This window comes from Georgenia sp. EYE_87, from assembly GCF_023148685.1.
In the GTDB taxonomy this organism is placed as follows: Bacteria; Actinomycetota; Actinomycetes; order Actinomycetales; family Actinomycetaceae; genus Georgenia.
Genome location: NZ_JAHXNL010000001.1, coordinates 142,224 through 155,353, shown reverse-complemented (window position 1 = coordinate 155,353; position 13,130 = coordinate 142,224). Strand labels below are relative to the sequence as shown.

Annotated in this window: 14 protein-coding genes; 8 read left to right on the top strand and 6 right to left on the bottom strand. The window is 72.3% G+C overall.

Annotation, left to right across the window (positions count from 1 at the left end; genetic code table 11):
• Nucleotides 1-101: 101 nt before the first annotated feature.
• The 5 genes from KZX45_RS00675 to KZX45_RS00655 all read right to left on the bottom strand — a co-directional run bounded on the left by KZX45_RS00675 (nt 102) and on the right by KZX45_RS00655 (nt 4,898).
• The gene (locus KZX45_RS00675; protein ID WP_248255791.1) at nt 102-899 is read right to left on the bottom strand and encodes a ZIP family metal transporter; all 798 of its coding nucleotides are present in this window, start codon (nt 897-899) and stop codon (nt 102-104) included.
• A 117-nt stretch (nt 900-1,016) separates the two neighbouring features.
• Nucleotides 1,017-2,360 carry a hypothetical protein gene (locus KZX45_RS00670; RefSeq protein ID WP_248255790.1) on the bottom strand — a complete coding sequence of 448 codons (1,344 nt, stop codon included), beginning with the start codon at nt 2,358-2,360 and terminating at the stop codon, nt 1,017-1,019.
• Nucleotides 2,361-2,808: 448 nt separating this feature from the next.
• Nucleotides 2,809-4,065 carry a serpin family protein gene (locus tag KZX45_RS00665; RefSeq protein WP_248255789.1) on the bottom strand — a complete coding sequence of 419 codons (1,257 nt, stop codon included), beginning with the start codon at nt 4,063-4,065 and terminating at the stop codon, nt 2,809-2,811.
• A gap of 45 nt (nt 4,066-4,110) precedes the next feature.
• Nucleotides 4,111-4,662: a Clp protease N-terminal domain-containing protein gene (locus KZX45_RS00660; protein WP_248255788.1), complete on the bottom strand. Its 552-nt coding sequence runs from the start codon at nt 4,660-4,662 to the stop codon at nt 4,111-4,113.
• On the bottom strand, nt 4,662-4,898 hold the full coding sequence (locus tag KZX45_RS00655) for a helix-turn-helix domain-containing protein (protein WP_248255787.1): 237 nt from the start codon (nt 4,896-4,898) through the stop codon (nt 4,662-4,664). Before KZX45_RS00655 ends, KZX45_RS00660 begins: the two co-directional genes overlap by 1 nt.
• Before the next feature lie 197 nt (nt 4,899-5,095).
• On the opposite strand from KZX45_RS00655, the gene KZX45_RS00650 reads away from it, so the two are divergent.
• The 8 genes from KZX45_RS00650 to KZX45_RS00615 all read left to right on the top strand — a co-directional run bounded on the left by KZX45_RS00650 (nt 5,096) and on the right by KZX45_RS00615 (nt 12,118).
• The gene (locus tag KZX45_RS00650; protein ID WP_248255786.1) at nt 5,096-7,129 is read left to right on the top strand and encodes a glycoside hydrolase family 15 protein; all 2,034 of its coding nucleotides are present in this window, start codon (nt 5,096-5,098) and stop codon (nt 7,127-7,129) included.
• On the top strand, nt 7,122-7,835 hold the full coding sequence (locus KZX45_RS00645) for an MBL fold metallo-hydrolase (protein ID WP_248255785.1): 714 nt from the start codon (nt 7,122-7,124) through the stop codon (nt 7,833-7,835). Before KZX45_RS00650 ends, KZX45_RS00645 begins: the two co-directional genes overlap by 8 nt.
• Nucleotides 7,836-8,000: 165 nt before the next feature.
• Nucleotides 8,001-9,398 (top strand): short-chain fatty acid transporter, encoded by a 1,398-nt coding sequence (locus KZX45_RS00640; protein WP_248255784.1) that lies wholly within the window; start codon nt 8,001-8,003, stop codon nt 9,396-9,398.
• A 39-nt stretch (nt 9,399-9,437) separates the two neighbouring features.
• Entirely contained in the window at nt 9,438-9,716 is a 279-nt protein-coding gene (gene catC / locus KZX45_RS00635) for a muconolactone Delta-isomerase (RefSeq protein ID WP_248255783.1), read from the top strand.
• Nucleotides 9,717-9,720: 4 nt separating this feature from the next.
• Nucleotides 9,721-10,017: a YciI family protein gene (locus KZX45_RS00630; protein ID WP_248255782.1), complete on the top strand. Its 297-nt coding sequence runs from the start codon at nt 9,721-9,723 to the stop codon at nt 10,015-10,017.
• Nucleotides 10,018-10,024: 7 nt separating this feature from the next.
• Nucleotides 10,025-10,801 (top strand): 3-oxoadipate enol-lactonase, encoded by a 777-nt coding sequence (gene pcaD / locus KZX45_RS00625; RefSeq protein ID WP_248255781.1) that lies wholly within the window; start codon nt 10,025-10,027, stop codon nt 10,799-10,801.
• 67 nt (nt 10,802-10,868) lie between these two features.
• On the top strand, nt 10,869-11,156 hold the full coding sequence (locus KZX45_RS00620) for a YciI family protein (protein WP_248255780.1): 288 nt from the start codon (nt 10,869-10,871) through the stop codon (nt 11,154-11,156).
• Entirely contained in the window at nt 11,156-12,118 is a 963-nt protein-coding gene (locus tag KZX45_RS00615) for a bile acid:sodium symporter family protein (RefSeq protein ID WP_248255779.1), read from the top strand. The genes KZX45_RS00620 and KZX45_RS00615 overlap by 1 nt, the downstream gene beginning before the upstream one ends.
• Before the next feature lie 117 nt (nt 12,119-12,235).
• On the opposite strand, the gene catA is transcribed toward KZX45_RS00615, so the two are convergent.
• Nucleotides 12,236-13,093 (bottom strand): catechol 1,2-dioxygenase, encoded by an 858-nt coding sequence (catA, locus tag KZX45_RS00610; RefSeq protein WP_248255778.1) that lies wholly within the window; start codon nt 13,091-13,093, stop codon nt 12,236-12,238.
• Between the last annotated feature and the right edge of the window lie 37 nt (nt 13,094-13,130).

The window sequence follows — 13,130 nt, the reverse complement described above, 5'->3', positions numbered from 1 at the left end:
GATAAGCGCCCGCGCTGACATCCGCGCCGCACGTGTGTTCGACGTCACCTGGTGGTCCCGCCCGACGAGGCAGGACGGTCCCCTGTCGAAGGTGTGAGGACCTACTGGAGCGAGAGGACGTACGCGAGCACGAAGCCCGCCGCGGTGCTCAGCGCCACCGCCGGTCCGCCGTGCTCGTAGGCCTCGGGCATCAGCGTGTCCGCCAGCGAGGCGATGACCGCCCCGGCGGCGAACGCGAGCGGCAGCGAGATGGTCTCCTCGGCGCTGCCGGACAGCGGGCCGGCGCCCACCACGACGGCGGCGACGAGCAGCACGGCGCACACGAGCCACAGGGCCACCACCCGCCAGGGCGGCATGCCCTGCGAACGCATGGACGCCGCGCCGACCAGCGACTCCGGGAAGTTGGAGACGAAGATCGCGGCCAGCAGCGCCAGGCCGCCCGTGCCCTCGCCGAGAGAGACCCCGAGCGCCAGGTTCTCCGGCACGCCGTCCAGGGTGACCGCGGCGAGCAGAGCGAGACCGGCCGCGCCACGGGCTGAGGCGGCGGCCGGCGCCTTCTCGGTTGCGGCGGCGTCGGTGTCGAGCTTCGCGCTGCCGCGGTACTCGTCCGCCGGTGCAGCCTCGGCGGCGGGACGCGCCTGCGCCCAGCGGTCGAGCAGGGCGCTGAGGAGCGTGAAGACGACCGCGCCGACGAACAGGCCGACCGCCGCCCGCCAGATGCCGCCACGCTCGTGCGCGTCCTCGAAGAGCTCGAAGGTCAGGGCGGTGATCAGCGAGCCGGCCGCGAACGACAGGAGCACCGCCAGGACCCTCTTGGGCAGCTCGAACCGCACGCCGAGGAGAGATCCGAGGACGAGCGCGCTGGAGGCGATCGCGCCGAAGACGAGCGACTCGCTCATCGGACAAGCACAGCGCACCACCAGCCCGGACGCACGCCGGGGAGCGGGCAGCCCAAGGCCACACGGTGACCGCTGGGGCGTGAGGCAGTCCTGGACCCGGAGCGGTCAGCCCGGTCCTCAGCTCGTGCCCGGCCGGTTGACCCGTCGGACGACGACATGGGTCCCGAGCAGCGCGGCACCGGCGCACAGCACAGCGGCCCCGAGGCGCAACCACGCCGGCCACCGGCCCCGATCCGCCTCGCCCGCCTCGCGGACCTCCAGGTCCGGCAGCAGCGCTGCCGCGAGCTCGAAGCTGCCCACCCCGAAGTTCCCGCCGCCCGGCACCGCGCTCAGCCGGCGCGGCTCGCCGCCGTCCAGGGGCACCGCGGTCAGCCAGTACAGCTCGGTGTCGTCGTCCGAGGCACCGGGAGCCGGATAGTCGTCGAGGACAAGCACCTCGTCGGCGTCGGTCCAGCCCACCACCCCGTGCCCGCCGACCAGCCCGGTCGGGAGAGGTGGCGGCACCGCGTCCCCGCGTCCCGAGGCGTCGACGAAGAAGGTGCCCTCGTGCTCCTCCAGACAGCTCCGCCACTCGGCCTCGTCCCACCTGCCGGTCGCGAGCATGCACTCCGTCGCCGGCCTACGGGTCGCCAGCAGAGCTCCGTCGGGCGACCAGGCGTTCGGTCCCGAGAGGTACTGGTCGGAGGGGAGGACGATCTGCCGGCGGACCGTGCCGTCCAGCCCCACAATGTCGACCGCGCCGCCTCCCAGCTGTGGGTACCCGAGCATCTCCAGGGAGGCGCCGTCGGACTCGATGCGGTGGATCGCCATCTCTGTGCCGTCCGGGGAGAACGCGGCTTCCCGCACGTTCGGACGGCCGGGCAGGATGTCGGCAGTGCCGGTCCGCACGTCCAGCACGCCGATGTCGCCGGTGGTCGCTGTACCGGAGTGAGGGTTGGTCGGCTCCGCGGTGCTCAGGTAGGCGAGGAGCGTCGAGTCCGGCGACCAGGCAAGGGGGATGGCACTGTGCCCGCCGGGCACCGGATGCACCTCGACCCGTCCGGTGCTCAGGTCCAGCACGGCCACGTCGGGGGCGGTCGTGTCGTAGTCGCCGACGGCGATCCGCGTCCCGTCCGGGGCCAGCGCCATGGGCGCCGGGTCGCCCTGGGTCTCGGGACCGGCCCGGTCCTCCGCCACGCCCACTCGACGGTAGACGTCGCCGTCGGCGCCGAGCATGACCGCCTGAGGGAAGTCCATGAGCTCTACGCCGAAGCCGTGCTGGAAGAGAACCACCGCGCGGCCGGGCGGCGAGGCCGACACGTCACCGGTGAGGTAGGAGTAGTCGGCCAGTCGGGCCGGGAGGCTGGCCGGTCCGTGATCGCCGGCCGCGGACACCTGCTTGCCCGGCAGGAAGGCCACGGCCAGGGAGGCGGCGAGCACGGTGATGCCGATTGTCTGCGGCAGCCACCTCGGTGCCCTCATGCCCGGGAAGTTATCAGCGTCGCGCCTGCCGACACCCGCTGATGCCGCGCAATGTCAGAAGGTCGTGGCACGCGGAGATCGGGCGGCCCCGGCCGCACGGTGTCGACGATGCCCCGACGTCCCGACCCGCCGAGTGATGCTCAGCTCCGCAAACCGCGGTCCTGCGCCCGTCAGCTGGCCGGGTCGTGCTGGAACGCACGCACCGCCTGCGCCCAGCGGCAGGCGGCCGCGACTTCGCGCCCCGAACCTACGCCGCCTCGTGAGTGGGCAGCTCCGTGCGCCGCGTCCGACACTGCCTGCAGATCCCCCTCGGGCAGGACCATGGCGCCACTCGGGAACGAGATGAGGTGTACTCCGTCATCACCTCGGCTCCTTGTCGCGGTGCAGATTCGGACCCATGCTCGCCGCGCATCGTTCTTTGCGACGCACAACCGAGCCTGCGGGCGGGTCAGCCGCGGGGGTCGTGAACGCTGCCGAGGAAGAGCACGACGCCGGTCTCGCGGTCACTGACGGTGAACGCGAAGGGCCGGTCGACCCGGAACGGCGGCGGTCCTGCGGATTCGGCCATGACTCCGCCCGTGACTGCCGCGGCCTCGGTGCCCTGCTCGTCGACCCGGATGTAGGTCTTCTGCACGACGGTGTCGAGGAACGGGTTGCTCGCCGACATCGGGGTGAAGTCGCCTCCGTCGAAAGCTGAGACCATGCCGAGCGACTGCAGAACCTTGTTGAGGTTGGCGTCCCACTCGAGCTCGAAGCGCGGCAGCGCGATCTCGGAGAGGGTGACCGTCTCGAGGCGGTCGACCGCGTCGCGCCAGGCGTCGGCGTCGAGGTCGTCGAGAAGCTCGTCGAGGGCCACGTCCTCGTCGGGGAGCAGCACCTCCATGCCGAAGCGCTCCTCCTCGCCGTAGGGCAGGCGGAGCATCTGGAAGCCGTCACCGAAGGAGGTCTCCACCGCGGCGGCCGTGCGGTGCATGGTGGGCACGTCCACCTCGTCGCCGCCGACCAGGGTGAACGGCGCCTCGCGGGTGTCGTCCTCGTCGAACGTGGTGGTCCAGGTGCCGAGGAAGTACACCGTGTTGAGCAGCACCAGCACCGCCTGCGGGTCGGGCAGCTCGAGGTCCTTGGCGATCTCGTCGATCAGCCCCTCGGTGCGTTCGCCGACCCAAGCGTCGATCGCGTCGGCGGCGTCCTGCGAGCCGAGGTCGACCTCGTCGAGCGTCGCCCCGTAGGTGTCCTGCACGAACGCGACGTAGTCGTCCTCGAACGGATAGCCCTCCGCAGCCCACAGCGAGTTCGCGATCGACAGGGTGACGTCATCGGTGTCGACCAGATCGGCGAGCAGGGCCGCGTTCCGTGTGTCCCGCGGGCCGTCGAGGCGCAGCAGCTCGATCATCTCCTCGGCGTTCTCCCCGTCGGCGCCGGCGGCCACCATCGCGAGCAGCACCGAGGCCGACAGCGGCGAGGTGACCGTGTTGTCGCCGTCCTGCGCGACGGCGGTGTGCAGGACGAAGCCGAAGTCGTTGACGCCGTCGGCCGCCGCCGCAGCGTCCTCGGCCGACAGGCTGCCCGCGAGCTCGGCGTCCAGGCTGTCCCCCGCGCCGCCGGGCCGGGCACCGACCCCGCCACAGGCGACGAGGACGGGCGCGAGCGCAACCGCGGCGGCGACGAGCCTGCTGCGTCTCGGATCCGGGGTGTTCTGGTGCATACCCGGGTTGTGTCTGCAACCAGGCAGCTCTTGCAGTGCTCGCGGCTAGGCGGCCTTGCCGAGCTCCTCGCGCAGCCGATCGCGGACGCGGCCAGGGGCGATGCCGAGCCGGTCAAGCGTGCGGGCTGCGGGTGCGGTGTCATCGGCGACGAGACCCAGGACGAGGTGCTCGGTGCCGATGTAGTGGTGGTCCAGCGCGAGCGCCTGGCGCAGCGACTGCTCCAGCGCCTTCTTCGCGGCTGCCGTGAAGGGGATGTGGCCGACCGTCCTGCGGAAGAAGCCGCGGCGACGGCGGGGCTGCTGGTCCAGAGCTCCGGGACCGAAGGCCTCCTCGGCGTGCCGGCGAACGGCGTCGAGGTCGATACCGATGTCGCGCAGCGCCTCAGCGTCTCCCGAACCGAGTGCCTGGGTCTCGCGGGCGAGCGCGTCGTGCGCCAGCCCGAGCTGGCGCAGCACGCGCCCTCCGAGTCCCTCCGGGTCGGCGAGCACGCCGAGCAGGAGGTGGTCGGGGGTGATCCGGTCGTGGCCCAGCCGTCGAGCCTCCTCCTGGGCCTGGACGACGGCGGTGCGCGCCGCGTCGGTGAATCGCTCGAACATCACTGCCTCCGGCTCTCGCCGGACCCGACGCGCCCGGCGTGCTTCTTGTGGACGGCCTGTTTCGAGACCCCGAGGACCGCGGCGATGTCCGCCCAGGACCAGCCGTGCTGGCGCGCGTTGCGCACCTGCAGGTCCTCCAGCTGCTCGACGAGCCGGCGGAGAGCGGCGACGGCTCGCAGCCCCGTCGCCGGGTCCTTGCTCGTGCCGCTGTCGACAAGCTCGCTCTCCTCGCTCATCACGTCAGCATAAGTTGACGATCACCCTCCGTCAACATTAGTTGCCACCAGCAGGCTGCTCGGTGCGGATGCACGGCGTCGGTCAGGTCTCGCCGCCGTCAAGCACCGACGGAGCGTGGGCGCCTCCCGCACCGCAGGCCGGAAGAAGCCGCCGCCTCCTCTGGCCCCGCCCGCGCCGCCCTGGAAGCATCGGGACGGTGACCAGCCCCAGCCCCCAGGCGACGCCCCCGCGACCCGGGCCCACCCCGATCGGCGATTACGCGGCGCTGGGTGACGCGCACTCCGTCGCGCTCGTCTCCCGCCACGGCTCGGTCGACTGGCTCTGCCTCCCGTGGCTGGACTCCCCCGCCTTCTTCGCCGCTCTCCTCGGCACTCCGGAGAACGGCCGGTGGCTCCTGGCCGCCGTCGTCGACGACGACGATGGCGACGGCGACGGCGACGACGAGCGCGAGGGCCGCCGGGGCGGCGCGGCCGACGGCGCGGGCGAGGTCACGGTCAGCCGCAGGTACCGCGGGGACAGCTTCGTCCTCGAGACCACCTGGACCACGCCCACCGGCACGGCGCGGGTGGTCGACGCCATGCCGCTCGCGGACGGCCGGTCCGACCTCATCCGCCGCGTCGAGGGCGTGACCGGGACGGTGACCTTCGAGCACGAGTGGGTCGTCCGGTTCGGCTACGGCCGCACGAAGCCGTGGATCCATCGCGAGCGTGCGGCCGACGGGCGCGAGGTCATCCATGCCGTCGCGGGTCCGGACTCGCTCACGCTCTCCGGAGACCGGCTCCCCCGCGGGCACCGCGGCAGGCACGTCGACCGGTTCACAGTGGCCGCCGGCGAGGCCGTCACGCTGGTGATGACCTGGCAGAAGTCGTGGGAGCCGGTCGCCCTCATGCCGGACACGGCGGCCATGCTGGCGGAGACCGAGACGATCTGGGCGGACTGGGCCCGCCTGACCACCTACCAGGGGCGGTACCGCGAGCAGGTGGTCCGCTCGCTCCTCGTGCTCCGCCTGCTCACCCAGGAGCCGACCGGCGGCATCGCCGCGGCGGCGACCACGTCGCTGCCCGAGGAGATCGGCGGCGGGCGCAACTGGGACTACCGGTACTCGTGGCTGCGCGACGCCGCGCTCACGCTGGAGTCCATGATCGAGGTCGGCTACCGCGAGGAGGCCGAGGAGTGGCGCCAGTGGCTGCTCCGGGCGGCCGCCGGAGATCCCGAGAACCTGCAGATCATGTACCGGCTCGACGGCTCCCGGGACCTGCCCGAGCGCACCCTCGACCACCTCGCCGGGTATGCCGGCTCGGCACCGGTCCGCATCGGCAACGGTGCCGTCGACCAGCACCAGAACGACGTGCTGGGCGAGGTCATGCTCGCCCTCGACCTGGCCCGCCGCTCCGGCATGCGGGTCGACCACGACGCGTGGGCCCTGCAGCGGGTCCTGGTCAACGGGATGCTCGACCGCTGGCGGACGCCCGACCACGGCATCTGGGAGATCCGCGGCCCGCTGCGCCACTTCACGCACTCGAAGGTCATGTGCTGGGCGGCGCTGGACTGCGCGGTCCGGGCCGCGGAGCACCAGGGCCTCGGCGGACCGGTGCAGCGGTGGCGCGAGGCGCGCCGGCAGATCCGGGCCGACGTCCTCGAGCACGGGTTCGACGCCGAGCTGAACTCGTTCGTCCAGTACTACGGCGCGAGGACCACCGACGCCTCGCTGCTCCAGCTCGTCCAGGTGGGCTTCCTCCCGCCCGACGACCCGCGGATCCTGGGCACCGTCGCGCGCGTCCGCGAGGAGCTGGCGGACGGGCCGTGGGTCCGCCGGTACCGCACCGAGACCGGCGTGGACGGCCTGGCCGGGGACGAGCACCCGTTCCTCGCCTGCTGCTTCTGGCTCGTCGACGCCCTCGCGCGCACGGGCGACGTCGCGACGGCCCGCCGCCACATGGACGAGCTCGTGGGAGCGATGAACGACGTCGGCCTGCTCGCCGAGGAGTACGACCCGGTGAACCGCCGGTTCACCGGCAACTTCCCGCAGGCGTTCTCCCACCTCGCGCTCGTGCGGGCGGCCCACTCCCTGCACGTCGCTGCCGCGAGCCCCACCCCGCTCGGGGCGCAGGCGCCGCTGCACGAGCACGCCCCCCGCCGGGCCGGCGAGCACGCCCACGTCACGCGCCACCACGAGCGGACCCCGAGCGCCCACCGGTCGAACCTGCCCCACGGAGAGCCCCATGCCTGAGCACCCCTCCCCCGCGGACGCCCGTGAGGGCGACGACCTCCGCCACGCCCACGTGGAGCCCGGCGGGCCCGCCGCGGTCCACCGCCTGGGGCGGGTGACCGTGCGGAAGGCCTCGGTGTCGGAGCAGGACAACAACGCCTACCTGCTCACGGCCGACGACGGGGGCCAGGTACTCGTCGACGCCGCCGACGACGCCACCCGGCTCCTCGCCCTGGTCGCCGAGGGCTCCGGCCGGCTCGACGCCGTCGTCACCACCCACCGCCACTGGGACCACCACCGGGCCCTGCCCGCCGTCGTCGAGGCGACCGGCGCCGCCGTCCTGGCCGGCGCCGAGGACGCGGCCGAGCTGCCGGTGCCCGTCACGCGCCCGCTCGCCCACGGGGACGTCGTCACCGCCGGCGGCGTGCGGCTCGAGGTGATCGGACTGCGCGGCCACACCCCCGGCTCCGTCGCGCTCGTCCTGCGCGAGGAAGAGGACGCGCCCCGGCCCGGGCGGGTCCACCTGTTCACCGGGGACTCCCTCTTCCCGGGCGGCGTCGGCAGGACGTGGGCGCCCGGGGACTTCACCACGCTGCTGGACGACGTCGAGGCGCGCGTCTTCGCCCGGTTCCCCGACGACGCACGGGTCTACCCCGGGCACGGCGACGACACCACGCTCGGGCGAGAGCGACCTCACCTCGCCGAGTGGCGGTCGCGCGGCTGGTAGCGGGCCCGGACCGCCGCCCGCCCGCATGCTGAGACGGTGTGACGCGGACGACTCACGCAGGCGATATTCGTTCGCCTAGTCGATGAACGTTCGATGGCCGAACGTCGTCGCGGACCCGTCATCGCGCCCGCAGAGCTCGGCGCGCCCCCGAGAGGACCTACCACGATGTCGAAGGTCGCCACCGAAGGTGCCCCCGTCACGCAGGACCGGCAACGCCGCACCGTCATGTCGTCCGTCACGGGCTTCTTCACGGAGCTCATGCGCAAGTACCTGCCCGACCCGTTCGTCTTCGCGATCGGGCTGACCCTCCTCACGCTTCTCATGGCCGTGACGATCGAGGGGCAGAGCTTCCTCGACATGGCCGACGCGTGGGGCACGGGGTTCTGGGACCTCCTGGCCTTCACCACGCAGATGGCCGTCATCCTCGTCGCCGGGTACGTGCTGGCCTCGGCGCCCGTCACCGACCGGATGCTCGACCGCATCGTGGCGAGGGTGAGGACCCCGCGGCAGGCGATCATCGTCGCCACCCTCGTCGGCGCCGTCGGCTCCTACATCAACTGGGGCTTCGGCCTCATGATCGGCGGTGTTGTCGCCAAGAAGCTCGCGCTGGGCGTGCCCGGCGTGCACCACCCGCTGATCATCGCGTCTGCCTACTCCGGGTTCACCCTGTACGGCCTGGGCCTCTCGGCGACCATCCCGGTGACCATCGCCGCCGAGGAGCACCCGCTGGTGGACCAGATGGGCGTCGTCCCGCTGTCGGAGACCATCTTCTCCGCGCCGATGCTCATCCTCGCCCTCGTCACGGTCACCACGCTGCCCCTGCTGAACGCGTGGCTGCACCCCCGGCCCGGCCAGCCCGTCAAGGAGATCGACCGCGAGCGGGTCGCCTCCGGCGTCGCCGCCGCCGTGCGGACGGACGTGGACCTGGAGAACACGGTCGCCGCGAAGCTGAACAACTCGAGGATCCTCGCGCTCGCGATCGGCGTCCTGGGCATTGTCTTCGTCGTCCTCTACTTCGCGGACGGCCGCGCGCTGAACATCAACATCATCAACTTCATCGTGCTGTTCCTCGGCATCATCCTCATGGGGACGCCGGCGAGGTACGTCGCGAAGTTCGGCGAGGGCATCAAGACGGCCTCCGGGATCGTCCTGCAGTTCCCGTTCTACGCGGGGATCCTCGGGATCATGGCGGCCTCGGGCCTCGTGGTGACCATCTCCGAGCTCTTCGTCAACGTCTCCGACGCCGAGACCCTGCCGTTCTGGGGCATCGTCTCCAGCTTCGTCATCAACTTCTTCGCGCCGTCCGCCGGCGGGCACTGGATCATCCAGGGGCCGTTCATGATGGAGGCGGCGACCGCCCTCGACGCGTCCTACGCCCAGACCGCCATGTCCGTCCAGCTCGGCAACGCCTGGAACGACCTCGTGCAGCCGTTCTGGATCCTGCCGGCCCTGGCGCTGTCCGGGCTGAAGCTCAAGGACATCATGGGCTACACGGTCATCATGATGTTCTACGTCGGCGTCCTGTACTGCGGCGCGACGCTGCTCTGGGGCTTCCTCGGCTGACCGCCGCCCCACCGATCCCCCACCGCCCAAGGAGGCAACATGCTGTACCTCGTCCACATGGTCGTCGACATCCCGGACACCGTCCCCGCCGACGTCGCGCAGGAGACGATCGCCCGCGAGAAGGCCTACTCCCAGGAGCTCCAGCGCTCGGGCGAGTGGGCGGAGATCTGGCGCGTCGTCGGCGAGTACGCGAACTACTCGATCTTCGACGTCGAGAACCACGACCGGCTCCACGAGATCCTCTCCGGCCTGCCGCTGTACAGGTGGATGACCATCAAGGTCACCCCCCTGGCCAAGCACGGCTCGTCCATCCGGTAGCGCCGTGCCGTACCTCGTCGAGACCTACGACAAGCCGGACCACCACGACCTCCGCCTGCAGGTGCGCGACGAGCACCTGCAGTTCCTCGCCGAGAACGCCGAGCTGCTCCTCGCCTGCGGGGCGAAGCTCTCCGACGACGGCGGGACCGCCTCGGGCGGGATCTACCTTCTCGACGTCGACAGCCGCGAGGAGGCCGAGCAGCTGATCGCGCAGGACCCGTTCACCCGGGCCGACCTCTTCGACCGCGTGGTCGTGACCAGGTGGCGCAAGGCCTACCTGGCCGGCCAGAACTACCTGTAGGAGTCCCATGCCCACCGCAACCACCCCCGGCGTCACGATCCGGTACGAGGTCGACGGCGACGCCGCCAACCCGACGATCGTGCTGTCCAACTCCCTCGGCACCAACCTCGACCTGTGGGAGCCGCAGGTCGGCGCACTGGCCGAGCGCTTCCACGTCGTGCGCTACGACAGTCGCGGCCACGGACGGTCCTCCGCCCCCGCCGGCCCGTACACGATGAGCGACCTGGCCGGCGACGTCGTCGCCCTCCTCGACCACCTGGAGGTCGGCCGGGCGCACGTCGTGGGCATCTCCGTCGGCGGCCTGACCGGCCAGTACCTCGCCGTCGAGCACCCCGAGCGCGTCGACCGCCTCGTCGTCGCCAACACCGCCGCCAAGATCGGCGAGCCGCAGGCGTGGCTCGACCGGGCGGCCCTCGTGGAGTCCGCCGGGCTGGGCGCCATCGCGGACACCGTCGTGGAGAAGTGGCTGACCCCGGGCTACGCCGAGGAGCACCCCGAGCTCGCGGACCGGCTCAAGGCGATGCTGCTCGCCACCGACGACGCCGGCTACGCAGCCACCTGCCACGTGCTGGCGGAGACGGACCTGCGCGGGCGGATCGGCGCGATCGCGGCGCCGACACTCGTCATCGGCGCCAGCGGCGACCTGCCCACCCCGCCCGCCGCCACGCGGGCGATCGCCGAGGGCGTGCCGGGCGCGCGGTACGTCGAGGTCGACGCCGCCCACATCTCCAACCTGGAGGCGACGGCGGAGGTCACCGCCGCGGTGCTCGGGTTCCTCAGCTGAACCACCCCCGCGGGCCGGTGCGACGCACCGGCCCGCGGGCCCCCCGACTATCGCTACTCTGACGGGCATGACCCTCTTCGCCGTCGAGTACGTCTACGACCAGAACCGGACGAAGGACCTGGAGACGCTCCGACCGCAGCACCGTGCGTTCCTCGGTGGGCTGCACGAGGCGGGCTCCCTCCTCGCGTCCGGGCCGTGGCAGGACGCCGCCGCCCCCGGTGCGCTCCTGCTGGTGCGGGCGGACAACCACGACGCCGCGATCCACCTGCTCGACTCCGACCCGTTCCACCGCGCCCACCTCATCGTGCGGCGCACCGCCCGCGCCTGGAGCCCGGTCGTCGGTTCGCTCGGCTGATGGGCCGGGTGCTTCGCACCTGGGTCGACCCGTTCGTCGTCGCGCTGATCATCACGATGGTGGTCGGCCTGGTGGTTCCCGTGCCCGCGCCGCTGCGGCACGCGATCTCGGTGGCGGGCGACGTCGCGGTCACGGTGCTCTTCCTCGTCTACGGCATGCGGCTGTCCACGCGCGAGGTCCTCGCCGGCCTGCGCAACGTGCGCCTGCAGGGGGCGATCCTCGCGTCCACCTACGTGCTCTTCCCGCTCCTCGGGCTGGCCCTGCACGCCCTCACCGGCTCGCTCGTCGGGTCGGCGCTCGCCACCGGGCTGCTCTACGTCACGCTGCTGCCGTCGACGGTGCAGTCCTCGGTCTCGTTCACCTCGATCGCCCGGGGGAACGTCGCCGGGGCCATCTGCGCGGCGACGGTCTCGAACGTCCTCGGCATGGTGCTCACGCCGCTGCTGGTGCTCGTCCTGATGGACCGCTCCGGCGTCGTCGGGCTGGGCGGCGTGCGCGACGTGCTGCTACAGCTGCTGCTGCCGTTCGTCGTCGGCCAGCTCCTCCAGCCGTTCGCCGGAGGCTGGGTGCGCGCACGCCGCTGGCTGACGCTGGGCGTGGACCGCGGCACCATCCTGATCGTCGTCCTCGGGGCGATCACCGCCGCGACCGCCTCGGGCGTGTGGGACGCGGTCTCCTGGACGATGGTGGTGGCGCTGCTCGGCCTGTGCGCCGTCCTGCTGGCGATCATGCTCGCGGCCACGTGGTGGGGCGGCCGCGCCCTCGGCATGGACCTGCCCGACCGCGTCGCCCTGCTCATGTGCGGCTCGAAGAAGTCGCTGGCCACCGGGCTGCCGATGGCGGCGGTGCTCTTCCCTGCGGCGACCGCCGCGACGGTGGCCGTGCCGGTGATCGTCTTCCACCAGCTGCAGCTCGTCGTCTGCGCGGTCCTCGCCCGCCACCTCGCCCGGCGCGCGGCGTAGGACCCGGCCGCGACGACGATCCGGGCGGCGCGACGACGGCCCGGCCCGACGACCCGACGGGTACGACGACGGCGCCGCCCCCGTGGGGCGCGGCGCCGTGCGTGCGTCGAGGGTCGCTCAGGCGGGGTCGAGCACGAAGTCGTAGGTGACCTCGTTGCCCTCGCCCCCGTCGGTGCGGGGCGTCGGCCGGAGCATGAGCTCGGGCTTGGTGGCCTGGGCGATGTCGTTGTCCGTGTACTCCCCGCCCTCGAAGTAGAGCTGGCTGGTGATGAGCTGGTAGCCCGGGTGCGAGACCTTCAGGTGCAGGTGCGCGGGCCGGAACGGGCTCCAGCCGGCGGCGAGGGTCATCTGCCCCGTGGCGCCGTCGGTCGGGATCGCGTACGGCGCGGGCTGGACGGTGGAGATGCGGAACCGGCCCTCGTCGTCGGTGATGATCGTCCCGCGCAGGTTCCACTCCGGGATGTCGAGGCCCTCCGCGAACTGCGAGTAGTAGCCGTCCTCGTCGGCGTGCCAGAGCTCGATCCTCGCCCCGCCCAGCGGGGTGCCGTCCACGGCGCGCACCTGCCCCTGGAAGAGCAGCCGGGTGCCGTCCTCGTCCTCGCGCATCGGCATCGTGCACTCGGCGGGCAGCTCCGGGGCGCCCGGAACGTAGTACGGGCCCTCGATCGACCCGGCGGTGCCCTGGCGGTTCTTGTTCACCACGGCCTCGACCTCGTGCTCGACGAACACGTCGAGCCACAGCGGCCACTCGCCGTCCTCCCCCACCTTGATGAGCCACGCCTTGAGCGCGTCGTACTCGGCGTAGGTGATCTCGTGCTTGCGGATGACCTCGAAGAGGCCGGCGAGCACGTCGTTGATGATGGCCGAGAGCCGCTCGGGCGAGGTCTCAGCGCTGACCTCCTTGTGGAGGAACTTGTCGGTGGCCTTGCTGCCAGAGGCTGCGGCGGCGGGGGCGGTGGTCTGCTGCTGGTCCATCAGGGGCTCCTTCGTTGTCGGTACTTCGTCGTCCGTG